The sequence below is a fragment of the Verrucomicrobiota bacterium genome (assembly GCA_027622555.1).
In the GTDB taxonomy this organism is placed as follows: domain Bacteria; phylum Verrucomicrobiota; class Verrucomicrobiia; order Opitutales; family UBA2995; genus UBA2995.
The window spans coordinates 91,812-116,562 of record JAQBYJ010000001.1; the positions used below are offsets into that span (position 1 = coordinate 91,812).

The 24,751-nt window shown below is 48.5% G+C and carries 19 protein-coding genes; 6 read left to right on the forward strand and 13 right to left on the reverse strand.

Going from position 1 to position 24,751, the window contains the following annotated elements; genetic code table 11:
- Positions 1 to 2 precede the first annotated feature (2 nt).
- From O3C43_00540 to O3C43_00550, 3 genes are read right to left on the reverse strand one after another with little or no spacing between them, the layout of a single operon-like run.
- Positions 3 to 665, reverse strand: coding sequence for a MotA/TolQ/ExbB proton channel family protein (locus tag O3C43_00540; GenBank protein MDA1064964.1), 663 nt, complete (start codon positions 663 to 665; stop codon positions 3 to 5).
- A gap of 2 nt (positions 666 to 667) precedes the next feature.
- The gene (locus O3C43_00545) at positions 668 to 3,289 is read right to left on the reverse strand and encodes a hypothetical protein (protein ID MDA1064965.1); all 2,622 of its coding nucleotides are present in this window, start codon (positions 3,287 to 3,289) and stop codon (positions 668 to 670) included.
- A 48-nt stretch (positions 3,290 to 3,337) separates the two neighbouring features.
- Complete coding sequence (locus O3C43_00550; GenBank protein MDA1064966.1) at positions 3,338 to 3,709, reverse strand: dUTPase; 372 nt, start codon at positions 3,707 to 3,709, stop codon at positions 3,338 to 3,340.
- A 494-nt stretch (positions 3,710 to 4,203) separates the two neighbouring features.
- On the opposite strand from O3C43_00550, the gene O3C43_00555 reads away from it, so the two are divergent.
- The 3 genes from O3C43_00555 (at position 4,204) to ruvB (ending at position 7,403) form a co-directional block, all read left to right on the forward strand.
- Entirely contained in the window at positions 4,204 to 4,641 is a 438-nt protein-coding gene (locus O3C43_00555) for a hypothetical protein (GenBank protein MDA1064967.1), read from the forward strand.
- Positions 4,642 to 5,027: 386 nt separating this feature from the next.
- A complete protein-coding gene (murA, locus tag O3C43_00560) occupies positions 5,028 to 6,332 on the forward strand; it encodes a UDP-N-acetylglucosamine 1-carboxyvinyltransferase (protein ID MDA1064968.1) in 1,305 nt (434 codons plus the stop codon).
- A 39-nt stretch (positions 6,333 to 6,371) separates the two neighbouring features.
- The gene (gene ruvB, locus O3C43_00565; GenBank protein MDA1064969.1) at positions 6,372 to 7,403 is read left to right on the forward strand and encodes a Holliday junction branch migration DNA helicase RuvB; all 1,032 of its coding nucleotides are present in this window, start codon (positions 6,372 to 6,374) and stop codon (positions 7,401 to 7,403) included.
- Between the two features lie 310 nt (positions 7,404 to 7,713).
- Here the strand turns inward: ruvB and O3C43_00570 are convergent, their stop codons facing one another.
- The 5 genes from O3C43_00570 to O3C43_00590 form a co-directional block, all read right to left on the reverse strand.
- Complete coding sequence (locus O3C43_00570) at positions 7,714 to 10,068, reverse strand: hypothetical protein (GenBank protein ID MDA1064970.1); 2,355 nt, start codon at positions 10,066 to 10,068, stop codon at positions 7,714 to 7,716.
- 40 nt (positions 10,069 to 10,108) lie between these two features.
- Positions 10,109 to 10,699 (reverse strand): helicase-related protein, encoded by a 591-nt coding sequence (locus O3C43_00575; GenBank protein ID MDA1064971.1) that lies wholly within the window; start codon positions 10,697 to 10,699, stop codon positions 10,109 to 10,111.
- A complete protein-coding gene (locus O3C43_00580) occupies positions 10,602 to 11,546 on the reverse strand; it encodes a DEAD/DEAH box helicase (protein MDA1064972.1) in 945 nt (314 codons plus the stop codon). Before O3C43_00580 ends, O3C43_00575 begins: the two co-directional genes overlap by 98 nt.
- A 59-nt stretch (positions 11,547 to 11,605) precedes the next feature.
- Positions 11,606 to 12,559 (reverse strand): type II CAAX endopeptidase family protein, encoded by a 954-nt coding sequence (locus tag O3C43_00585; protein MDA1064973.1) that lies wholly within the window; start codon positions 12,557 to 12,559, stop codon positions 11,606 to 11,608.
- Positions 12,560 to 12,631: 72 nt separating this feature from the next.
- Complete coding sequence (locus tag O3C43_00590; protein ID MDA1064974.1) at positions 12,632 to 13,576, reverse strand: lysophospholipid acyltransferase family protein; 945 nt, start codon at positions 13,574 to 13,576, stop codon at positions 12,632 to 12,634.
- A gap of 512 nt (positions 13,577 to 14,088) precedes the next feature.
- Here O3C43_00590 and O3C43_00595 point away from each other — a divergent pair.
- Complete coding sequence (locus O3C43_00595; GenBank protein ID MDA1064975.1) at positions 14,089 to 16,266, forward strand: Na-K-Cl cotransporter; 2,178 nt, start codon at positions 14,089 to 14,091, stop codon at positions 16,264 to 16,266.
- A gap of 232 nt (positions 16,267 to 16,498) precedes the next feature.
- On the opposite strand, the gene O3C43_00600 is transcribed toward O3C43_00595, so the two are convergent.
- Together O3C43_00600 and O3C43_00605 are read right to left on the reverse strand one after the other, a co-directional pair.
- Entirely contained in the window at positions 16,499 to 17,950 is a 1,452-nt protein-coding gene (locus O3C43_00600) for a sulfatase (GenBank protein MDA1064976.1), read from the reverse strand.
- Between the two features lie 1,392 nt (positions 17,951 to 19,342).
- Complete coding sequence (locus O3C43_00605) at positions 19,343 to 20,278, reverse strand: S8 family serine peptidase (GenBank protein ID MDA1064977.1); 936 nt, start codon at positions 20,276 to 20,278, stop codon at positions 19,343 to 19,345.
- Positions 20,279 to 20,524: 246 nt separating this feature from the next.
- Here O3C43_00605 and O3C43_00610 point away from each other — a divergent pair, with 246 nt between their 5' ends.
- Together O3C43_00610 and pyk are read left to right on the forward strand one after the other, a co-directional pair.
- On the forward strand, positions 20,525 to 21,316 hold the full coding sequence (locus O3C43_00610) for an MBL fold metallo-hydrolase (GenBank protein MDA1064978.1): 792 nt from the start codon (positions 20,525 to 20,527) through the stop codon (positions 21,314 to 21,316).
- A gap of 48 nt (positions 21,317 to 21,364) precedes the next feature.
- Positions 21,365 to 22,804, forward strand: a complete 1,440-nt coding sequence (pyk, locus tag O3C43_00615; GenBank protein MDA1064979.1) for a pyruvate kinase — start codon at positions 21,365 to 21,367, stop codon at positions 22,802 to 22,804.
- 45 nt (positions 22,805 to 22,849) lie between these two features.
- Here pyk and O3C43_00620 read toward each other — a convergent pair whose 3' ends face one another.
- The 3 genes from O3C43_00620 to mlaD all read right to left on the reverse strand — a co-directional run bounded on the left by O3C43_00620 (position 22,850) and on the right by mlaD (position 24,749).
- Positions 22,850 to 23,605, reverse strand: a complete 756-nt coding sequence (locus O3C43_00620) for a VacJ family lipoprotein (protein MDA1064980.1) — start codon at positions 23,603 to 23,605, stop codon at positions 22,850 to 22,852.
- Entirely contained in the window at positions 23,602 to 24,201 is a 600-nt protein-coding gene (locus O3C43_00625) for an ABC transporter substrate-binding protein (protein ID MDA1064981.1), read from the reverse strand. Before O3C43_00625 ends, O3C43_00620 begins: the two co-directional genes overlap by 4 nt.
- A gap of 83 nt (positions 24,202 to 24,284) precedes the next feature.
- A complete protein-coding gene (gene mlaD, locus O3C43_00630; protein ID MDA1064982.1) occupies positions 24,285 to 24,749 on the reverse strand; it encodes an outer membrane lipid asymmetry maintenance protein MlaD in 465 nt (154 codons plus the stop codon).
- Positions 24,750 to 24,751 lie beyond the last annotated feature (2 nt).

Genomic DNA, 24,751 nt, shown 5'->3' on the forward strand with positions numbered 1-24,751 from the left:
CCTTACTCCGCTTCCTCCCCCATCGTCGGAGTAATTCCCTCATCACGAAGATCGCTCACGATAAACTTAAGCATTTCGTTGCCAGTCCATTCCATATCACGCACAAGAGCCCGAACACGTCCGTGGAGAAAATGAAATCCAAGGTAGGAGAGCACGGCAATAGCCAACCCGCATGCAGTCGTGATCAATGACTGCCACATCCCGTTGGCTAAGACGGTAGCATTGGAATAATTCCCCCCTTGCTCCATGTCATAAAATGTCTGGGCCAAACCAAGGACAGTACCTAAGAGGCCCACCAAGGGTGCAGATTTAGCCATAGCAATCAAAGTTCCAAGTCGTTTTTCCAGAACAGGAATCTCCACCAAAGCGGCCTCCTGAATGCCATATCGAATTTTTTCTTCCTGTTCACCAAAGTGAAGGAGACTCGCCTTTATGAGACTAGGCACCGGACCAGGTGTTTCTTCACACAGAGTCAATGCTTCGACCAACCGCTGCTTCCGAACAATATTTTTAATGCCGGTGACAAACTCTGATGAGCGAATTTGGCCGCGATGAAGAAATAGCACGCGTTCGACGAAAATAATGAAACTAATTAAACTCATTAATAGAAGCACCCACATAATAGGTCCTCCTTTTTCAAGTATACTAAGATCAAGTCCGGCCATAACTACCCTTTTTTCTGAGCCAATCGGCTCAATTTACCCTCAGCAAGTTTATTGAACGGCAACCCACGGTCAGGAATATATAAGTAAACCCGTCGGGCAGACTCCACATCACCAAGCCCCTCCAACGCTTCCCCCAAGGAAATAATAATACGGGACATCCAATACCGGCCTGTAGATCCTAACTTGGCTGATTGATCGTCATCGATGAGAAATTGATTAATGGCGAACCAGTAAATCTTTATCACTTCTTGTGGGTTGCTTCTCCGGTCATAGGAAAAAGCCCACTTGTAGCTAGCTTCAACACGAAGATCGATTGGCAAATCAGGCATTTCAGCTAAACGCTGAAATTTCCCTAGAGCCTGAGCGATTCTTGCCTGAGAGGTATCGGTTTGCGCCAGGATACATTCAGCCTGAGCCATTTCCACAATTGGACGATCTTTGTGATTTGGGAACGTAATTAAAAGTCGTCCAAAAACCACTTCCGCTCCACCGAAATCATTAAAGTCTCGCAAAAGATTTCCTTGATTTAGTCGGCCATAAAACACCAACGGATGATTCGGGAAATTTTCAGCGAGTCGCTGGAGGATGAGGTTGGCCTCCCTCAAAGTAGAATCAGTGCCGCGCCTCAAAGCATGAATGGCGGCTTCGTATAGCGCAACTGGGGCTAATTCACTTGTCGGATAATTATCAAACAATTCTGTATAACGTCGTTGAGCATCCACCATCCGGTTTTCTGAAGCATCAAAACGGGCCTCAGCGAGGTAACTTTGAGCAGCAGCCCGTGTGCTTGGAAAATCCCTGCGCACGGATTCCATAAGCTCCAGACCCTCACCATGCCGACCGGAAAAAATAAGTGCCTGAGCTTCGAGCACCTGGGTCAAACTGGCCACCTGAATACCGAGAGCAGGATCAATGGTTCCTTCAGCTTCTCTCAAAACGGTATAAACCTGGCCTGCCAGTACCGGGGTTAAATCAAAATGGCTCGTCGCTAAAGATAGTTGACAACGAAACCAGAGCAATCGGAGCCAAAGAGAAACCGGTAGCACCTCCCTGACATCTTGCGTTAACCACTCATTTAAAAGGTTATAAGCTTTAACCTCCTCCTTGTTCGTTTGCATAGCGGTTATCAGATTCCAAAAAGCCTTCCACTTCTGAACCGGGTCGATAGCCGGGTCCCTCTTATAGATTTCCATATGACTGGCCGCACGGTCGAGGTTGCCGGATTTAATTTCAGAGAGTACCCAATGAAATAAAATGCTGCCACGATCGATATCAGGTTCTTCTTGTTGAATGGCAATGCTATAGGACCGGGCAGCATTACCAAAATCTCCCCCTTGAAAGAAACAATCTGCCACCAAGAGCTGAATACGATTCCTCTCCCCTGCATCTTCAATGAGGCTGCTTAACTCTATTAAAAGGCCTGATGCCGATCGATACCGCTGTCGTTGAAACGCAATTAAAATGAGCAAGCGCAAGGTAGATTCACGCAACTCCGCATCTGGTCCACTTGCCAACAAAGTCTGGCACTCGATCTCGGAAGCCTCATAGTCCCTGAACCAATATAAAAGCTGCCCTCGATTGTAGAGTATTTGATGTACTAGCTTTTGCGGAAGCTTTTTTTGGTCGAGCTCCCCCGTAAATCGGAGGAAGCGTTGGATATCTTCAGCGCTTGTGGCAGCTGCGACCAACTCCTGAAGCGCCCTCAAGCGAAGATCGGTTGAAACCCCAACCGACAACAATTTTCGAAAAGCATCTTGGCCGGCTGAAGTTTCACGCTCCGAAATAATGCCTTCCAGTAGAAGCAACTCATCCCGTATGTCGTAATCCGCTTCTTGAATCCTAGGTATGGTTTCCCGGATTGCTCCGACTGCCTCATCTGCTCGGTCCATAAGAAAAAGACCAATGGCGTACTCTTTGGCGAACTGGAAACCAACGCGCTTACCTTGCCGAATCTCCAATTCCGAATCCGCTTTTAGCCGATTCAAATCCCCCTGATCCAACCCCTCATTCTCAAGAAGAAGCGCTCTGTAAATGAGTAGTTCTATTTGCGCACTTTGTTCAGGAGAAATCGTCGAAGCTCTCGCACGATTTAAAAACGATTTTTCATCATTCTCATCTCGGGACTTTAGATTCAGCAATCCACGAAGCATAAGATACCAAGGAAGCTCGTTAGCGTGTAACTCCCGCTCAACTACTCGATCAGCCATTCGCACAGCGACAGAACGATCGCCGTTATAAAAACTTACAAGTGCTCGCCTTAAATTAAATTGGGAATCCTGGATTTCGCTATACCGGCTAAGCGCTTCATCCGCTTGTTCCAATTTTCCCAAAGCAATGAAAGCAGAGATACGACTCAACTCCAACTCGCGCTTGCGGGGGTCGGATGGTTGTATTACTTTAAGAAGATCGTCATAGAGCCCAACAGCAATGGAAGCCAATCCGGATCGCAATGCATTGTCGGCAGCTTCCATTTTCCAGAGAAACCGTTGCGCATTCATTTCCTCGTCCTGGCTTGCCGGATCGACCAGCGGAACCAAAGAAACATCAGCAGGCACCTCCTGGCACACTCCCAGAACCAATCCAATATGAAGAAGCGCAGCTGTAATGACTGGAAAGCGGTTCATGAATTGGTATTTGATACGATGTTGGGCTAAAGCTCTAATGGAGAAAAACTAAATGTGCCGTGAGTCTTTTTCGTCTTTTGATTCATAGCCGCTATCCTGCCGCTCGTGATTCACCTGATTCTTTTTTAAATAAGCCTGGTATACATCATCTGCTGTCATTCCAAGGACTTGACCCAGGGAAATAAGGAAATGGAACAGGTCTATGACCTCCACCCGCGCATTTTGTTTATCAAATTCCTGATATTTCGCCCACCATTTCCATGGGACAGAGTCAATCAGCTCAGCCATTTCCTGCTGCATCGCACGGGTATAATTCAACACCCACTTGGCCTGCTCCTCTTCGCTTAAGCCGTCGGTATTTACCCCTATCCGTTTGTTTAATTGGTCTTGAAGCTTAAAAATTTCCTCGAGTTTGTCCATGGATTTGAAGATTTGTCCAAGCATTCATCCGGGGCAAGTCGAATTCAGGCCTATTACCAAGAGATTGAGGTCAGGTAAAGGTTTTGAAAGACCCACTTTCCGCACTCCAGCCCCATGCCCGAACAAGAAATCATGCTTCTCAGGATTATTACCTTGTCAAATTTTGAGGTACTTCTGAATGATGATCCTTTTTAACCAAGGTCACCTACCGACACGAACGGTTATTTACCGGCACTAAAAGAATGACTTGCCCACCTGAAATCTCATTCGCTCTCCCAACAGAGCCGATTCTGCGCGATGACACCAGCCGTGACCTCATAAATAAATCCAAAAACCATCTAAAATACATCTTACAATGCCCGAATTTGAAGAGGCCAAACCCGTTAATACTAAAACCGACTACGAGCTGAATTCCGAAAATTTTTCAGTTCCATCAGAGTCTAAATCACAACAGGTCCCAAGTCCGCCCAGATCTTCCCACGCTAACAAAGCAGGTGGGCAGCGACGTTCTCGTTACAAAAGCGAACGGAAACCGTCATATACCAGACCGAAACCGGACAACCCACCGGAATCCTCTGCCACTACGCCAACGCAAGCTGACCCTCCAACGACAAAACCCTCTGAGCATCGACCGGAAAATCGAAGAGAAGACGGAAATTTATCCTCCGAAAGGCAGTCACGGCCTCCGCGGAATCGGCAAAACCGTAATCGTCGTGGCCCAAGGGAAGAAAACAGAGAAGGCGAAAATTCCCAAAATCGTAGGCGCAATCCAAACAGAAATAACAACCGAAACCGCGATCAGCGGGACAATTCGAAGCGCGGCGATCAAAATAAAACCAGGGATCAAAGGAATCACCAGAATCCAAGAAATGAAAACGACCGGAGATCCCCAAGAAAGGAGCCCGTTAAGAAAGGATTTTTCGCTTCTTTAATTACTTCAATTAAAGCCGTCTTTGGAATCAAAGAACCAGAACCTAAAAAAGAATTCACACCCAACCAACCACGCAGCCGTGGGCCAAGAAAACGAGGCCCAAGAAATCGAAATAACCGACCTCAAGGCCAGGGCAAGCGCGAAGGAGTCGACACAAGGGATCAAGCCCAGTCCGATAATGGAGAACCTAAGAAATTTGCCAAAAAACGCCCGCGTCGCAGAAGAAGGCGTCCAAATCCAGAAATGAAAACAGGCGATTTGGCACCTAGGGATAGCTCGCGTAACACATCCTCCGAAAACGCGCCAAGGACATCTTCAGATTCTTCGCCGAAAGCATCTTCGGACAGTCCACCTAGCGATTCTTAATATTTAATACTCCAGTATCCTATGGATGTAATGCGAATTGAGGGCGGACATACCCTTAGCGGATCTATTTCAGTCAGCGGTGCAAAAAATGCCGCACTTCCCATTTTTGCGGCCACGCTTCTTACAGAGGAAACCTGCATCCTGGAAAACGTGCCGAATTTGAGCGATATCCGCTTTATGGCGCAGATACTGGAGCACCTTGGGGCTGAGGTCGAACAAACCGCGTCTACAAGCTGGAAAATTACCGCGAAGAACATCAGCCATCGAGCGCCTTACGATCTTGTTCGCAAGATGCGAGCCTCAGTCTGTTTGATGGGGCCCTTGGCAGGACGGCTTAAAAAAGCTGAAATCTCTTTGCCGGGTGGTTGTGTAATCGGACCACGCCCTATCGATATGCACCTCAAAGGTTTCGCCGGACTCGGCATGAAAGTTGAGGTAGATAAAGGATACGTATTTCTCGATGCGAAAGAAGCCCGAGGTAACCCGATCTTTCTCGGAGGTCGCCACGGTAGTACCGTAACCGGAACTGCAAACGTCCTTATGGCAGCGGTATTAACACCTGGCAAAACGGTGATTGAGTGTGCAGCTTGCGAGCCCGAAGTGGTCGACCTTTGCAAAATGCTTGTGAGCATGGGTGCGGACATCCAGGGAATCGGCAGCCCCACCCTCACCATTGTCGGAGTCGAAAAACTGGGTGGCTGCCAATACTCCATTTTGCCGGATCGTATTGAGGCAGGCACGTTCTTAATCGCAGGAGCCATGGCCGGTGACAAACTAACGGTCACCAACCTGCGCGCAGCAGACCAGGCAGCCCTCATTGATAAACTAAGAGAAGCAGGTGTCCCGCTATCCATCGATTCAGATTCATCCATCACGGTCAGCAAAAGTGCCAACCCCCTGAAGCCAGTTGATGTGGTTACACATCCCCACCCAGGATTCCCTACAGACATTCAGGCGCAAATGTGCACACTTATGTCTGTCACTCCCGGCATCAGTATCGTAACAGAGAAAATTTTTCCAAACCGTTTTATGCACGTCCCCGAGCTCCAACGCATGGGAGCGGATATCGCCATAGAAGGTCCTAACGCAATTGTTAAGGGTCAACCCAGACTTTCGGGAGCGCCAGTCATGGCATCTGACCTTCGAGCCAGTGCGGCATTGATCCTGGCCGGGCTGGTCGCCGAAGGCACCACCTGGGTCCTGCGCATCTATCATCTCGATCGTGGATACGACAAAATCGACGAGAAATTACGGGCGGTCGGAGCAGTTATTGATCGAATACCCGAAAGCGAGATGCCCAAAGACTTAAACCCCGAAGTCGCTTGACCTTTGGACCAAGTACCCGGAGACGCGCCTGAAAAGGGCATGCACTTTTTCCAGAACGCTCTGGAAAATAAGAATAACGTTACAGACAATAAGCTACGTCCACCCAGTTTTGGTGACTTTACCGGTCAGGCAAAAACACTGGAGCGCCTCCAAATTATGGTGGGGGCAGCCAGGGACCGAGGTGATGCGTTAAACCACATTCTTTTTAGCGGCCCTCCCGGTTTGGGTAAAACAACCTTGGCTTTAATTCTGGGAAACGAAATGGACCGAACCGTCCGTATCACTTCCGGCCCTATCATTGAAAAACCGGGCGATCTTGCCGGCCTGCTCACCAACCTCGAGGAAGGAGACCTACTCTTCATCGACGAGATCCACCGCATTTCCAAAACGGTTGAAGAGTACCTCTATTCGGCCATGGAAGATTTCCGGATTGATATCATGATCGATCAAGGTCCCAACGCCCGGAGTGTACGATTAAACATTCCCAGATTTACTTTAGTAGGCGCTACCACTCGCATGGGGATGCTCACTGCCCCACTCCGCAGTCGTTTTACGCTTCAAACCCGTCTCGACTATTACGACCACGATGCTTTGAACACCATCGTCATGCGCTCCTGTAAATTGCTCGACATACCCGCTGAGGAAGAAGGAACCAGAGAAATCGCACGCCGCGCAAGAGGCACCCCGCGCATAGCGAACAACCTGGTAAACTTCGTCCGCGACTATGCAGAGCAACGCGGGAAAGGAATCATCAATTTAAAAATGGCCCAAGCCGCACTTGAGTTACTGGAGATCGACGACAACGGCCTCGACGAAATGGACAAACGCCTCATGCGTATCATGGCAAACAACTATCGCGGTGGCCCGGTAGGTTTAGGCACTCTTGCTGTAGCCGTGGGTGAGGAAGAAGACACCCTTGCGGAAGTCCACGAACCTTTCCTAATCCAAGGTGGTTACATCCAACGTACGCCCCAGGGCCGTATGCTTTCATCCAAAGGATATCAAGCCATCGGCCTTGCGGATATCACCAGAAAGAATCCTTCCGCCAGTCAGGAACAATTCGAAATTTAATTTAATCCCCGAAATTTCGGTAAATTAAATTCTAAAATTCGGAGCCAATCAGGTCGAAGGAGACTCTGTTTCGAAGTCCTTCATCTTGAGTCGAAAGGATGAAAGAACTACTTACATCGCTCTTGGGAGTATTATTTGTGGCATTCGGGTTATCTGCCCAAACAGAAGAGGTATTTAACTCACCCAACCTGAATCCTGTCGTTGAGCCTGCCCATCCCTGGGCACAACCCGAGCAACAGGCGGATGTTCCCATGGCACCGTCGGCGACTCCTTCAATCGAATGGACCTACCATAAAACCAGTAACGGCATTCACCCGGATGCGAACGAACAGCACATGATGTGGCTCATGAACCGGGCGCGCTCCAATCCTGAACGTGAAGGTGTATGGTTGGCAGACAAGGCCGGTAGATCTTTTGGAAGTGTGAATTTGTTCAGAATACCTTTTCGAAGCGAGACCATCGAGTCGCTGGAGATGCTGCCTTCCCAGACGGTTTTCCATATCCAGGCATTCAGCTGGGCGCTACCTCCTTCGAAGTTTTCCAGGAGTCCGGCGAAGTCACGTTTGTTGCCAAACGGTATAAGACCATCGAGCTCGCCATTGTCCTTCTTAGTGCCCGCTGAATTGATGAGTTCCAAATCCTCATCGAAACCGAACCCGATTTTTTGCCCGTCGCTACCGAACCAACGCAGTTCGCTTTCCTGAAAAGCCGTATCCATCCACGAGGGTTGGTACTCGGAAAATCGTGCTGGTAGAATGTCTTCCTCCCAAAGAGCAGCACCGGCAGGGTAACAAAGAAATTGCTCAAGTACCGGATAGAGATCGTCCAATCCCGAGCCACGTTTAATCAATCCCTGGTAGTCGGCCAGAAACAAACCCAGGGACTCAATCGGCAAGGGTTCGAAATGCGGTTTGGCCGCCGCTCGTTTAAGCCGAAGCAAGAACTCATAGTTCTGCGCATCGCAGACGACCCAATCCGAGCTGTCCTCAACCAGCTCACCTGCAACCATTCTCTCAGTCTCGATTAAGTCATCGACATAGGTATCCAGCATTTCAGTAGATAGACCGACCTTCCCCTCTATCTGCGTTTTGGTAATAGGCCCATAAAATGAAATCCATTCACCGAACACATCCATCGCTTCCTGTTCGGTATCAACTTGGGGAACAGTTAAAGACTTGGTTCCAGACGCATCAAAAAACATAACGCCAACACCCAGAATTTCGGAAATCCTGTTAGCGTTCTCTACCGCCGCCAGACACCTGCTTGCCTCGCCGGAGGAACCTGAAGGCGGGACACCCGACACCTGCCTGTCTCGCCGTAGTTCCACGAAGGCGGAACACCAACAAAGTTTATCCCCCACTTCATCAAATAACTCCCCAAGAGGTACACCTTCTTTTTCCGCTGCCCCCTCCAGCTCCTTCCACTCCGCCTCCGGAATCAAGACACGTTCAACCACCCAATCGAAAAGCTCAAACGAGGTCGAAGGCACATATCCAGAAAACAAACGCTGACGCTTTTGCTCGAAGCCTTGGATGATCGATTTTGGAATCGGCAAACGTAGACCTGAACCAAAGACAACTTCTTTCAAAAGGTCCTTGTTAAGCTTGGACGACTTATCCACCGAAGGATCGTCCCGCACATACATGTACTGGTTAATCTGCCGCCAGGCCGCGTTCGCTGCGAATGGCGAAGACATTTCCATGGTACACTCGCTCCAGCTGATGACACCCGCCTCAAACTCCTCCAATACTTGTTGAAGGTGCACCATATCAAACTCGTCACGGAAACAGGTCCGCCAGGTTTCCAGCAGAATGGGAAAGTCCTCATACTGCATGACCGACTCCATGATCTTCTGAGACTTCAGCCGGTTCATCCATAGCGGCATGCGCTGGTTGGCCCGGGAACGCGTCACCAATAACACCCGTCCCGCACACTCACGAAAGCGCGCTCCAAAAAAACCGCTTCCTTCCAGGCGTTGCCGAATCAGCTCCTGCACATTGGTGGAAGTGACCAGGGACAACAGCTCCGCCGAAGCAACCTCTGCCGGAACCATCAACACCACGCAGTCATTGCTCACATAAACTTCCAAGCGATGTCCGAAGCGTTTCTCCCAAGCCGCATCCAAAGCCATGGCATAGGGGCGGTTTACTTTCCCTCCCCAACCGGTGTGAATGACAACCTGATTTCCTTCCTGCGTTCCGGGTCCGGATTTTACATGCTCAACCAGGATATGATGCCTATGTGGAAGAGGCTGTCCCGTCCGCTCTTTCTGACGTTTTAAAAAGTCTACCAGTTGCTCCACCGAAACATCGTTGAGTTGCAACTCGTCCGAAAGATGCTTCGTCCACTCTTTGGAATTCAGGTTGTTCTCTGCCTCTTCGAGAAAATCCGCAATGGCTTCCGAGAAATGAAAGTCGCGACTGTTATCTTCGGCTATCCAAAATGGAAAATTGTTTCCGTCCTTCGACGCTGGAACCACGAACACATCGTTGTGAGTGATCTTTCGAATCTTCCACGACTGCGCACCCAGGGTAAAATTCTGCCCTATCCGTGCTTCCCAGACGAACTCCTCATCCAGCTCACCGATGCGCGCATTTGATTTCTCATGTCGCAGATTGAAGTAACCCCGATCCGGAATCACACCGCCCGATAGATACAAGGCCATCAATGCACCTGGGAGAGCTCGTGCTGTGTTATCCAAACGGTCAATGGAGATACGGTGGCTTCAGCTCACGCAATCGGCTATCGGCGTAACGCCCGGCCAACATCTCCAGCACCAGATCAAACTCCTTACGCCCAAGATTCCGATAAGGATAACTCGTCCGAATAAAATCATACAAAGCATCGAGGTCCCATTCCTCGACTCCGACCATGCTCAGGAGCACCTGGGCCAAAACATCGAGTGGCCCCTCCAATGGTTTCAACGGCTCTATGTTCCGCGTGCGGATGTTCTTCGCCAAAACTGCTGATTCCAAAAAGTCCCGTGAGTGCGTCGGTATGAGTAGTCCGCGACTCGCCTCTCCGACCTGGTGACCTGCCCGACCAATGCGCTGAATCGCCGAGGCAATTCCCGGAGGCGCCTGAACCAGCACAACTTCATCAAGACTCCCAATATCGATGCCCATTTCCAAAGAGTTGGTTGCAATGATCGCCTTCAACTCACCTGCCTTGAGTTTGCTCTCCACTTCCTCACGAATCTCACGCGACAGTGACCCATGATGCGCGTATGCCAAAGGAGCCGGTTGTTTGAAATTGATCTTGTAGGCCAGCTTCTCGCACAACCGACGGTTGTTCACGAAGAACAAGGTCGAAGTGTTCTTTTCGATAATGGTTCTTAAACTGTTCCACCAACGGATCCCAGAGAGTTTCATCCGATCCTCGCTCGTCGGTGTCAGCCGGGAAAAACACGCTCAACTTGTATTCCTTCTGAATAGCCGAATCGATCTGCACCACCTCACGCGGAACGTAATATTCTCCTTCTCGAACCAATCCCCCGACAAACGCCGCCACCGTCTCCAGCGGCTTCACCGTTGCCGACAAGGCCACCCGCTGAAACTCACCAGCCAACGGCACCAGCCGGTCCACCGCAGTCAGCAAGTAAGTCCCGCGACGTCCACCAATCACTCCATGGATTTCATCCAGGATCACCGACTTCAATCCTGTCAACATCTGCCGTCCATGCACCGAGCTGAGTAACAGGTTTAAACTCTCCGGCGTAGTAATCAGAATCTCGGGCGGATTCCGAAGCATTCTCCTTCGATCCGTCTGTGAAGTATCACCACTCCGTGTTTGAAGCCGAATTTCGGGGAAAGCTTCCCCAGCCTCTTCGAACCTCTGCTTCAGTGCCTCCAACGGCTGGATCAAATTTCGCTGGATATCGTTATTCAACGCCTTCAGCGGCGAAATATACAATACCCGCGTTTGCCCCAGCTCCCACTCACCCGAGATCAATTGATTCAGAGCCCATAGAAACGCCGTCAGCGTTTTTCCACTCCCGGTCGGCGCCGTCGCCAACACATGCCGACCCTCCGCAATCTCCGGCCACGCCTTCGCCTGAACATCCGTCGGCTCCCCCAATTCCGTCTCAAACCACTCTCGAATGAGCGGGTGGAAAGGTGTGAGGGCATCTTGAAGCAGCGGCATGGGAAGAGAATCTAAACCTCATCTCATCTCGGCAAGAATCAAACTAAATTGTCTTCAGATTATTGGCCAATAGATGAAGAGTCACGTCTCTTCATCAGCCAAATACAAACGCCTATAAAGCCTAGCAGAAACAAAGTAACTAGATAACCATCAGCCACCCTTTCGGTGCCGAAGAAGGGATGTGCGCCTTCCACTTCATCCATGGTTTTGACCAGACTTTGAATAACAACCACCCACCCCGCATGAAGCCCTACACAGGTCCACAGGTTTCGTGTATAGAGAAAACCCAAATGCAAAAGTATCCCGACCAGAAAGAGATTTAGGAATAGCAATCCTTCAAAATACAAAAAGGTCGTCAGCGTTCCCCAAATAGCAAATAGACCATCGTCGAAACCGATCTCATTCACGGGTATATGTGCCATTACCTCGTAGGGCATTTTAAAATGCACATAAGCAAAAAACAGAGAGGAAAGAACCACAGCCAGTTTTGGTTTAAGGCTCGTGTAAAACGCACGAAAAACGAACCCTCGAAAAAACGACTCCTCCACAACTGCTATCAATAGAGCTGAGACAATACCGGATCCAATTTTTTCAAATTGATTGCCCCAACTCCAATTTTCGCGGGGTTCCAAAATACCAAAACTAAAATCGACGGCATAGACTAACGCCATCATACAGATACCGATTGCGAACCATTTTTTGAAATGCACCCGCCCTGGTGGTAGAAAACCCAGGCGTTTCCAGGATAACAAATTGGCCTTCTTCATCAACACGGGAAAAAGAATCAAAAGGCAGAGTACCCTACCACGGTCAAAGTATTTCCCGAAGGGCTTTTGGGCTAAGTAACTACTCGCATCAGGATCCAGGGAATGCACCAGATTAAATACCAAAGGAGCAACTATGGCCGCAAATACCAGAGCTCCAAAATAGAGATATACAATTAGCCACAATCCCTTAGCGGAAAATTCATTTTCCTTGAGGCCATGGAGTTGGAAAAAGTGGTCGCGCTTCATTGGATTGCACGCACTTTTCACACGACTAATTCAACGCTGTCAACGCAGCCATAAAAATCAATTGAAGGTGACTCAAACAACAAGCGGACTATTGTTTGAGATAGACCTACGATCCTCATTGATTTCAGGAGAGTCTTTCCAGCGATTGTAATGCCAGGTCCATTGTTCAGGATATAAATTAATTACACGTTCGATTGCGTCGGCCATCAGCTGGGTAAGTTCCTTGACGTCCGTTATTCCATGACCTGCAGGTGCCACTTCGTTGGCAATCATTTCATAGTGCATGGGACCTTTTCTAACCAAAAAAGTGGCGTAGACCGGAGCCTTTGCTATGAGAGCGGCAATAGCAGGGCCGGAAACAAAATCGGTTTTTCTGCCAAGGAAATCGACCGTGGTAGACCTGCCACCCGATGGTCTTTGATCCATAACTACGCCCAGGTAACTTCCACTCTTTAGCGTTTTTACCATGTCTCTCAGGATTAACGGCCGGTCGATCATTAAAATTTCTAACCCTAAACGACCACGCATTTTTACCAGGAATCGGTTGAGCGCACTGCAGGATGATCGCCTTGCGAGTGCATAACACTTTGCAGCGGTCATCCTTGAAACATACCAACTGATGGATTCCCAACTTCCCAAGTGACCGGTTAGAAAAAGGCAGCCCGTACCTGATTTCTTTGCACTCTCAAGCATTACGGCAAGTTCTTCTTGCCCATCCACTCGTAATGATTCCGGGACGCTGGAGAATTTCAAAGTCTCCAGGGCAGAACAGATATGATTAAAAAATGTTTGTTTTTCAAATGCTTCAGCAGCCGCACTACCTTTGGGCATATGAAGAATCTGTTCCAAATTATCCCGAAGAATTCTAATGTCCCGTTCGATAAACGGTCTTCCACAAAAGCAAAGTATTTTTGCGACTTTGGAGATCATCCAATTCGGCATAATCTTGATCACAAAGAGCACGCAATCGTATATACAAAGAAGGACTGATTCTTTGATGGTTGGTTTTTCAATCATTTGGAATAACGGTCGATCGGGGGAAGAAATCTATTTAAAAGGGTAAGCCCCTGGATCAAAAAGTAAAGGGCTGAAACTTTACAACAACAGAGGACGATTTAAAGGTTTTATCATAAAAACCCTTAAGATTGGCTTAAAAGCTTGGATTTTTGGAAGAAATAATGGGGAAAGTGGCCACTTACACAATGTTGGATTAAGGCGCGGCAATCGTATCCATAGCGAATTGGAACCCTGGAAGTTGGCTGCCTCTAGTCAACTGTAAGTAATGCTCAAGGAAAAATATCCTTCCTTGATTCGTAGCCCGCATAGCTCAAGATATGGGTTATTATCTGGAGAATTTCGAACTATCCAACTCGCGATTCATGACGATAGCCCTGTCAATCTCCTGATTTTTTCATGGACCTGCCGCTTAGATTTTAACCCTTTTACATGTTCGAATTTGCATTCCTAAAAGCAAGGAGAGCGACGCCCTCCACGATAAAGATTTCGGCCAACAGGTAATTCTATTTTTTATGAAACAGGAAATCCCTAAAGTCATTGCCAACGAACCGGTCAAGTTCGGGACGTTCTCAGGAGTATTTGTTCCGAACGTCCTTACGATACTTGGAGTCATCCTTTTTATGAGGTCGGGCTGGGTTGTCGGACAAGCAGGCGTTTACAACACCCTCATCATTCTGGTGTTGGCTAATAGTATAACGCTACTTACTTCGCTTTCACTTTCCGCAATCGCCACCAATACCAAAGTCGGCGGCGGAGGTGCCTATTTTTTGATATCCAGAAGCTTGGGACTAGAAGTGGGTGGGAGTATCGGGGTCCCACTTTTCCTGGCACAGGCCGTATCGGTTGCCTTCTACATTATTGGTTTTACCGAATCGATCACTCCGTTTTTTCCGGAGATTGATACGCGCCTGATTGCGATGACGATTCTGGCAATCATCTTTTTAATTGCATGGGCCAGCTCAGACCTGGCAGTGAAAGCACAGAATGTAATTCTCATAGTATTAGCGCTATCGCTACTTTCATTTTTCTTAGGATTTAAACCGGGTAATTTTCTATCGGAAAACTGGTCTGCTTCCTATGCCCCTGGATTTGAATTCTGGACCGTTTTTGCCATTTTCTTCCCTGCGGTTACTGGCGTCATGGCGGGTGCGAGTATGTCGGGCGACCTTAAAGATCCATCCAAAAGCATACCGATTGGAACCATTGGAGCGGTCGTGGTTACCTTCATCATCTATGCGGCCCAAATATTTTGGTTGGGTAAAAGTGCACCCCGTGCAGATCTGGTGGGAAACACCCTCATCATGAATGAGATCTCGGTTTTTGGACCGTTGATTTATGCGGGATTATGGGCTGCCACGATCAGCTCGGCCATTGCCAGTCTTCTCGGTGCTCCCCGCACCTTACAGGCTCTGGCAATGGATGGAGTTTTCCCTCGCATTCTTGCAAAAAAATCAGGCCCGAAAAATGAACCTCGCATAGCGCTGGTTGTTTCAGTTGCATTGGCAGCTGCTTGTATCTTGATCGGTGATCTAAACCTGATCGCGCCAATAATATCGATGTTCTTTTTGGCAACTTATGGGATGGTCAATCTCGTTGCAGGCATCGAACGATGGGTCGCCAATCCGAGTTTCCGACCTTCCTTCAAAGTGCCCTGGATTTTTTCAATGGTTGGTGGACTTGGCTGTTTGGTTGTTATGTTTCTTCTGAGTCCCTGGGCAACGATCGCAGCGATCATCTTGATGCTCGGGTTGTATATTTTTCTCACTACACGCCAATATCAAACCGCCTTCGGCGACACGTGGAGTGGTTTCTGGTTTTCGCTTGTTCGTTTCGGATTATTAAAATTCTACAAGTCACGCCAACATATGCGAAATTGGCGACCAGTTATCCTTGTTTTGTCCGGAAATCCCAGAGTGCGCACCAAGTTAGTGGAATTCGCTTCGCTCTTTGAATCCAAACGGGGATTCATGTTTCTCGCCCAGATTCTCACCGGTGACTGGACCAAATCCATTGCCCGAAGAAACTCTGCCAAGGAGTCGATTGAAAATTTTATTATGGATGAACAGCTATCGGCGGAAGCAATCGTGTTGTCAGTCGAGGATTTTGAACACGGGGTTTCTGCGATCATTCAAACCTGCGGGGTTGGTCCCCTTGTGCCCAATATAGTGATGGTGGGATGGAGCGAAGATACGATCAAACATGCCCTCTTCCGTCGCACGGTTCAACGAATCCTCGAGCTGCAAACAAGTTTGCTCCTGTTTGTGGAAGCCGAGAAAGAAGACAATGACCTCAACCCAACCATCGATGTATGGTGGGGAGCCAAAGTAAACGGAACGATGATGCTAACCCTGGCCCACTTGCTTCAATGCAATCCAGAATGGAAAGAGTGCACAATCCGCTTACTCCTGATTGTTCGGAACGAAGCGGGCTTGGAAGCGGCTCGCAGCAACCTCAATGCCGATCTAAAATCAGCTCGTATCGAAGGTGAAGCGATGCCCATTTACTCCACCGATGCTCCCTTTGATGTCATAGCGAAAGAATCCCAACATTCCCGCGTCACCTTCCTTGGATTCAACCTGCAAACTCTCACCGAGGGCGACAATCCTCTACAGGATTACGAAACCTTCATGAAGGCTCTTAAGGGACATATATTCTTCAACAAAAATTGGCGTGAACTGACCTTGAAATAGGAAGATTGTAACCTGACTAAGGTTTCATACGGGTGGGATCATTTTTTCTCGGCGGTCTCAGGCACATTTACTTCATTATGTTCAAACTAACCTGAAGCGGACCGCTCAGGCTACGCTGAAAGCTTCGACCCGACACTGTCGGCGATCGGTCCCTACCTTGGATTTATGTGGTTTAGGTAGGGCGGTTTTGCCAAAACCGCGCCAGTGGAATACCCTGCCTAAAGAATGACTCTCAATTGGCGAAGTCCGGATTTGCCACGGGCATTTGAGCTTCCATTTCTGTGCGCCAATGGTGAAGTTTTTCTCTCAAGTCGTCGGCAAGCTGTGGATGCTCAAGAGCCAGGTTTTGAGTCTCGCCGAGGTCCGTTTCGAGATTGTATAATTCGAGGTGCTTGTCTTCGAAGAATTCCAAAAGCTTCCACTTACCTTGGCGAATGGAACTGACAGGAGAAGTGGTCTGGTAATAGTGCGGGTAGTGCCAGTAAAGCGTATCCCGCTCGAGAGTGGTTGTCGGGCGCTTCAGTAGGGGAGCCAGACTAATGCCATCGACGGTTTTGTTGTGAACTTCGTTTCCATCCAACCCCGCGAGCTCGAGTAGGGTCGGATAAAAATCGGCGGTGTGAACCAGTTGATCCGATTGGCTGCTTTTTTTAGTAACGCCAGGCCATCGGATAATCAGAGGGACGCGAATGCCGCCTTCGTAGAGTGAGCCTTTGCCCGATCGAAGGGGGGTGTTTGAAGTCACAACCTCGTCCTGGTATTTATTAATAAACCCACCGTTGTCGGAGGTGAGAATAATCACAGTATGGTCCGCAATATTCTCGTCCTCCAACTTTTGAAGGAGTCGGCCAACATTGTCGTCCAAGGTTTCGTGCATGGCCGCGTAATGCGCATTTTGATGATTCATTCCCGATTGAATTTTATTTTCATAACGGCTGGCGATTTCCGGTTTCCCTTCGATTGGGGTATGAACAGTGTAGTAGGCCAGGTATAGAAAAAAGGGATCGCCAGAGGAACGTTCAATAAAGCCCAGGGCCTCGTCTGTCAGCCGGTCCGTCAGGTGTTCGCCTTCGCGCGGTTCACTGGCATCGATACCAGGCACGTAACGAGGATGTCTATTTTCGCCCGATCCCCAAAACCCACGATAGGGAAAATAGAAGGTACCCGGTGCTCCCCAAAAACTGCCCCCGAACGTAAAATCAAACCCTTGAGTTTCCGGATAGTGCGATGCCTCACCCAGGTGCCACTTTCCGATGTGCCCGGTCTTGTATCCAGCATCCTGTAACACTTCGGCGATTGTAACTTCCGAATGCGGTAAATTCCCTTCCACGATGGGCGGAATAAGTTTTCGATTTTGCGGCGGAGTCCTGGTTGCTTCATGCCAGATGGTCATATTCAATCGTGCCGGATACTTTCCAGTCATCATCGCTGCCCGGGTCGGCGTACATATCGACGCGCTTGCATAGGCACTTGTAAACTTCATCGCCCCATCAGCAAGTCCATCCATATGGGGAGTCTTATGCAGATCGGACCCATAACCACTGAGCCCCGTCCAACCCATGTCGTCTACGAGGATAACCAGGAAGTTTGGTTTCTCAGGCTCCTCGGCAGTCAAAGAAAAACCGCAGACGAGTCCGCAACTTAATATCAGGGATGCAAGGCGGTATCTGGAGTATCTAAACATGATTGCAATTGTATAAGACTTTAAATTTCGACCATAAGATCACAGGTCAATCACCAAGTCTCTCACCGAATTTTCCAGCACGCACGATTTTTTTATCAGCAAGTAAAACAAGCCACCGGAATGGAGACGTTTAATGTGGGCACGAGAGCCTAAGCACAACCCAAGGTACAGCCATTGGGGTCATATCTCCATTTTTGACAGAAATCGATGTGCATCTTCTTTTTTTTGTATGGTGTGGAAGTTATGAGTTGTACCGAAACATCATCTACATCTTGAAGCTTGTTTTCTCGTTAATGACCTCAGGTAATTACCAGTCCGAGATCTTTTTACCGAAGGGTGCGGCTGAAGTGTTTGAACAGATGATCGGTTCGATTCCTAAATGGGCTGTACCAGTCGATCACGTTCAGTGGGAATAGATAGGTTGGTCAAATGATTGTCATTGGAACCACCGACTTCGGTGACTAAGTTTGCTAAAAGATTGAATCTAAGTAAAAGGGAGTTCCTGGATAAAAAGGAAACAATCTTGTCAATTATGGAGATATGACCCTGTCCTTCGCTGTCAATTATGGAGATATGACCCTGTCCTTCGCTGTCCTTGTCAATTATGGAGATATGACCCTGTCCTTCGCTCTGCTGTCCTTCGCTCTGTCCTTCGCTGTCCTGTCCTTCGCTGTCATGACCCTGTCCTTCGCTCCCCCTGTCCTTCGCTCCAGATTTCGGTTTTGAACTGAACTTTTGTTCCCAAGGGCTTCCGGGAACAATCGGACAGGACCAGTTTTCGAGCTGGAGAAAAAGATGACATGGGAGTTGTCAGTGGGCTGACGGGGTCATGGGCTGACGGGGTCATGGGCTGACGGGGTCACATGGGCTGACGGGGTCATATCTTCATTGTTGATGGCGGCAGCCAAGTCCGGTGAGACGGGGACGGCGTTCGAACTGGCAGTACTAACACATAAAACAGAAAGGAAAGCATCGAACAACGGAAAGTCTCAAGCGGAACCCAGCGGGTAATCAATCCCGTCCGGTAAGGTCTGACCACCCGCCGGAAGCGAGTCTTGCATCGTCGTTAGAGATGGCGGCATGAAGCGTAGACAGCGAACCTTGAAGCCGTATGAATGAGCCTCGACAGGAAGAAACTATGGTGGAGTCTTCGTCGTTCAAGAAGCGGGGGCAACATTGGCCTGCCCAACAAAGTAACCCGGAGAGGTGAATGGTCTGGCAGAGTCAACCGAAACAAAGAGAGAACCAATGGAGAGAACCAATGGGGTCATGAGAGAACCAATGGGGTCATATCTCCATTATTGACAAGAGAGAACCAATGGGGTCATATCTCCATTATTGACAAGATCCGTTCGCATCTTGACAATTGACTATTGACCTTATCGGCTTTTCCTACCTTATCGGCTTTTCTTTGTTACCCACCGCACCGACAATCCCGGAAACATGGGTACCATGGCCGCTATCATCCTCAACGTCACCCGAATCTGTGATGGCATTGAAACCGTGTACATCATCATCAACACCGTTGGAATCATCGTCGATTCCATTTTCAGGAATTTCATTAGGATTATTCCATAAATTTGCGATCAAGTCGGAATGCCCGCTGTCGACTCCAGTATCGATAACCGCAACCACCACGTCGTTAGCCGTGGTACGAATATCCCAACCTCCAGCGGCATTTATGTCTTCCGAATTGTTGGTGTTCCAAAGACTCCACTGAGTACCATCCATGGTTAAAGGATCATTAGGCAAAAGCCGCGCTTCCTGAACGAAATCCGGCTCCGCGTAGCGCAAGTAAGAGGAAAACGGCTCCTCAGCAAATCGACTGACCAATCCGGCAACGGTATCGAGGCTCCAGTCTTTGAGAACCAATATGTAGCTGGAGTGACCGGCAATGGACTTTATGGGCTTCAGATCTCCCAATTCCTTGATACTGTCCGGCACTTCGTCGCCGGTGAATCCGAGTAGAATGTGGTTAGCGACATAGGAGACGGAACTCTTAACTGTGGTTTCCCCGTCGGCGTTTTGATGGAGGATTTGTTCCTTTCTCAGCGGATAAGGCAACCCGTTTTCATAGTAGATGCTTACTTCCTTCCAATGGTGATCGCTGATTTTCCCGCGGTAGATTTCGTGAACCGCAAGAGGGGTAGCAACCGTTTGAACCTGGGCGATTTGAATCGGCGAGGACTCCGAAGTACTGGGTTGGATCGCTGCTCCTTCGACAAACCTTTGCTCGCCCGTTTTGTCGTTCCTAGTAGAAACAAAAATTAAGATTCCTCCTGTTACGAGGAGCAAGAAGAGGACAACTATTCGTTTTGACTGGCTCATAAATTAGCCGAGAGAAAGGGTAGATCCTGCATGATAAGGGTTGAAAACTGTAGACAGTAAAAAAGAAACTGAAAAACAGAATCTTCTCTCCTATTTGCAACTAGGCAACTGGTCAAGTTGGCAATTGGCCGGTGATCTCTGTTGGGACACATCCTTTCTCCACAGACAGTGAATGAACAAATACACCCTAAGGACACAATACACTTGAGTGCAACCAATGCATCTCCCTGAATCCCATTGATGTCGATGTGTTTCACCATATTGGGAAGTAGCAGTTCAGGGAATTGTAGTCTCCTGACGACCAACCACTGTAAAATCCTGATTGATGCCGGTTACTCCGGCAAGCAGTTGTGCAACTTGCTGGATTCTGTGGGGGAGTCGATCGACAACATCGATGGGATATTTCTCACCCATGAACATTCGGATCACTCGGCCGGCATCCGTGGATTGAGCAGGTTTGAGCACCTCGAATTCTACGCAAACCGGGAGACAGCGAAAGCGGTGCAATCCAAGCTGAAGAAACGCCCAACCTGGAAGCTGTTTGAGACCGGAAGCACCTTTCAATTTCGCGATCTGGAGATTACCAGTTTTTCTGTTCCGCACGATGCTTATGATCCGGTGGGGTTTGTCTTTAAAAATGGCAATGGAGATCTCTTCACACCGCACCGTAGCCTGGCTTGGGCAACCGACCTGGGTTATGTTTCGGAGCTGGTTCGTGAACGGATCAGGCATGTAGACGTACTGGTGCTCGAAGCCAATTACGATACCGACATGCTAAATGAAGACACCAAACGCCCGTGGTCCGTGAAACAGCGCATTACCGGTCGCCATGGTCACTTGTCGAATTACGCGGCAAAGGAACTTCTTGATACGATGGAAGAACCTTGGTGGAAAAAAGTATACCTGGCTCACCTGAGCAAAGACTGTAACTCGGTGGAAAAAGTCACTCAAACCGTGACCAACGGGAAAAATCATCAACGAAACTATGACATTACGGTGGTACCACCGGGGGAAACATTGCCACCGTTTGATATTTAAGAAATCGTTTTCGTAATTTCCGAGTTTTGAACTAACACACATCCAATTTTGAAAAGAACTTATAACCAGAATCGGTATCGCCATACTAAAATAATCTTCACCATCGGGCCAGCGACTGAAAGTGAAGAAATGCTTACTAAGCTGATCAATGAAGGCGTCGATATTTGCCGGATCAACATGGCTCATGCGGATCATGATTGGACAAGAGCCACTATTGAAAAAATAAGAAAGGTGTCCAAAAAGGTGGGACGAGAAATCTCGATCATGATGGATGTTAAAGGTCCGGAAATTCGGACCTGCGCGTTGGGGAAACCCATTTTTCTAGAGCAGGATCAACGGGTCGACCTATCGATCGACGCCAATAAATTTTCTCAAGATTCAGATGGAACTCCGGTACTGGGAGTCAATTACCCGTCCCTGATCCAGGATATTTCGGTAGGGAATGAGGTCCAGGTAGATAATGGCCTCTTGAAATTCGAAGTCATCGGTAAAACCGAATCACGCATTCAATGTAAAGTGGTGATTGGTGGCGAACTGGGAAGCCGCAGGCACATCAATCTCCCGGGAGTTAAGATCAATCTCCCGGCGATTACCGAGAAAGACCGTGGCGACATTCAGGTCGGCCACGAAGCAGGGGTCGACCAATATGCTTTGTCCTTTGTGCGAGAGGCGACCGACATCGATATTCTACGCGAATTCATGGTCAGTATTGGGGCGACAGGAAAGGTTGTGGCAAAAATCGAAGATCAATCAGCCTTAAGCAATCTCAACGAAATCATCCAGGCTGCCGATTGCCTGATGGTCGCTCGTGGCGATCTGGGAATCGAATGTCCATACGAGGAACTTCCCATTATCCAACGACGTGCCGTTAAACAATGCCTGCTTAGGGGAAAGGGTGTGATCGTCGCGACGCACATGCTCGAATCGATGATTGAAAATCCCGTTCCCACACGCGCCGAAGTGACCGATGTTGCCAATGCCGTCTATGAACAGGCCGACTGCATCATGCTCTCAGGGGAAACGACTATCGGAAAATATCCGTTGGAATGCGTGCAGGCGTTTAAACGCATCTCTCTAAGAATCGAGCGATCCGGAGGGGCCGGGTTTGCCGAAGGGCGCATCCTGAAGGGCGCAAGGGATATGATGCTTCGTTCCGCAAAAATGCTCGCGGAGGAATTGCATGAAACGCCCATCGTGGTGTTCACAAAAACGGGTCGGTTCGGCGAGATACTTTCTTCGCTCCGATGCAAAGCTCCCGTTTACGCATTCACCGACCGACTCGAGATTCTTCGCCATTTGGTTACTTTGTGGGGCATTGAACCGTTCCTCATGGATTTTTGCGAAGATCCTGAACAAACAATTAAGGATGCCTTTCAGGTCCTACAGGAACGAAAGTGGGTCAAAAAAGGACAGCAGCTCGTAGTCATCACCAACGTGCTGGCACACGATCAATTAGTGGACACGGTGCAATTGCGTTACGTCGATTAATTTAGAAATGAGGAGTGGGAAGCCAGAAGTGAGAACAAAAAGCGTTTACTCACTTATCAGCTGCATGCGGTACTTGGTGAAACCGTCTTTCATAGCTTCGTAAGGGTCAATCGAAGCTTTGGTAAGCGACTCATACCTAAACATAAGAGCTGGGGAGTCGGTTACAAAATCGACGCCACCCACAATAAATCTATCGGTAGAATCGTCCAGGACTGTCCAGGGAGTATCTACAAGATCAGGCAAACGATCAGCAAATCGACCCACAAAATCACGGGCATTTGAAGGTCCTAAAAACGGAATGACGATATAAAATCCTTCGCCGAACCCCCAGGCACCAAACGCTTGCCCAATATCTTCCACAGGAGGATCCAAATACTCGAAATCATCGGATGCCTTATAAAACCCACCAAGACCCAGTGTTGTGTTCACAAAAAACTTGCCGGTCTCCTGAAAGGACTCTTCGACCTTCAACTGTAGTAGATTTCCCGTTAACCGAACAGGGTAATTTATGTTATCAAAAAAATTGCTGAAACCCCGCTCGACAGGATCGGGAGTGATCGCGCGGTATCCCTTAGCCAAAGGTCCAAGCAGGTTCTTGTAGACAAAATCATTGAAGCCAAAAAAGACCCGGTTCAGGCCTTCAATGGGATCTGAAATTGTTTCCTCTGTTTCAAATTCTTTGTCGTTAAACAAATCGTCTTCACTCAGAAAATCATCTTGAGCCGACACATGAGCATTCATCAGGAGCAGGATCGAGAAGCTCCAAATAGAGAGTTTAGCTAGAGGGTGAAAGCATTTCATAATTCAGCCAGTTTTGCTTCGAGTTGATCAATCAGGTCGTCTCCGTTTTTCTTCTGAAAATGAGCATCGAACTGTTTGCGGTAATTGCTAACCAGACTGACACCTTCAACAATGATGTCATATACCTGCCAACCGGATTCCAGGCGCGCCAAGCGATAAGAGAGGTTTATTTTATTATCTGAAAGGACCAGTGTGGAGGAAATCTCAATCTTGTTCTTAGCCAGTTCTAATGGGCTTTTGTATTCGACGATTGGCCTGATCCCTTCCTTAAATTCGCGCGTATAAGATCGGATCATCAGGTCAGTCGCCAGAGAGACAATCTGCTTTTGTTGCTCTGGCTTCAGTTTATCCCAATTGCGACCCAGTGTGCGGCGAACGATCACTTCGAAGGAAAAACTTCGGTTCAATACTGCGAGTACCTGCTCCCGTTTTGTCTCAATACTCACGGTTGAATCGGCTTGGAAAAGTACATCAATCACGCCCTCGACGGTATTTTTGAGAGCCACTTCGGGCTTTTCTTCGGCTGAAACAATGCCGCTGGAAATCATCAGGCAGGCGAAAAAGGAAAGGGCTTTAGGTAAGAGACTGGATCGCATTTGGAGGACTTGGTCGTGGTGGTTATTAAAAACTTACCAGTTCTATAAAAAAATAACATGCTTAATTTGCATTTAATTCCAGGTCATTTGTCTGTCGATTCATCTTCGATACTCCCGAACGCAAACCTGCTGATCAAACTCTCGATATCGACGGCCGATTCTGTGTCCACAATTATTTCATCAGGTTCCAAAGTTATTCCCGAGGCACCAGGGTAAAGGCTTAAAAATTTATCGCCGATCAGTCCGGTAGTTTTTATCGAAGCAATGGTGTCATCCTCCAACATCAAATCAACCGGTAACTTCAGTTCAACCATGGCCACCATTTGCTCCTTGTTAAGAGTGATACTTCCAACCGTGCCGACCTTGACGCCCGCTATCCGTATTGAGCTACCTTCATTGAGTCCGCCGGCATCCAGAAAACGCGCGTAAAGGCTGTAATGATCTCCCGACCACCGATTGCTGCCCACCTGAAGAGCAAGGTAAAGAATGGCGACCAGTCCGAGCAAAACAAATGCTCCCACAGTAAGTTCAAGTTTTTTGGAGTTCATAA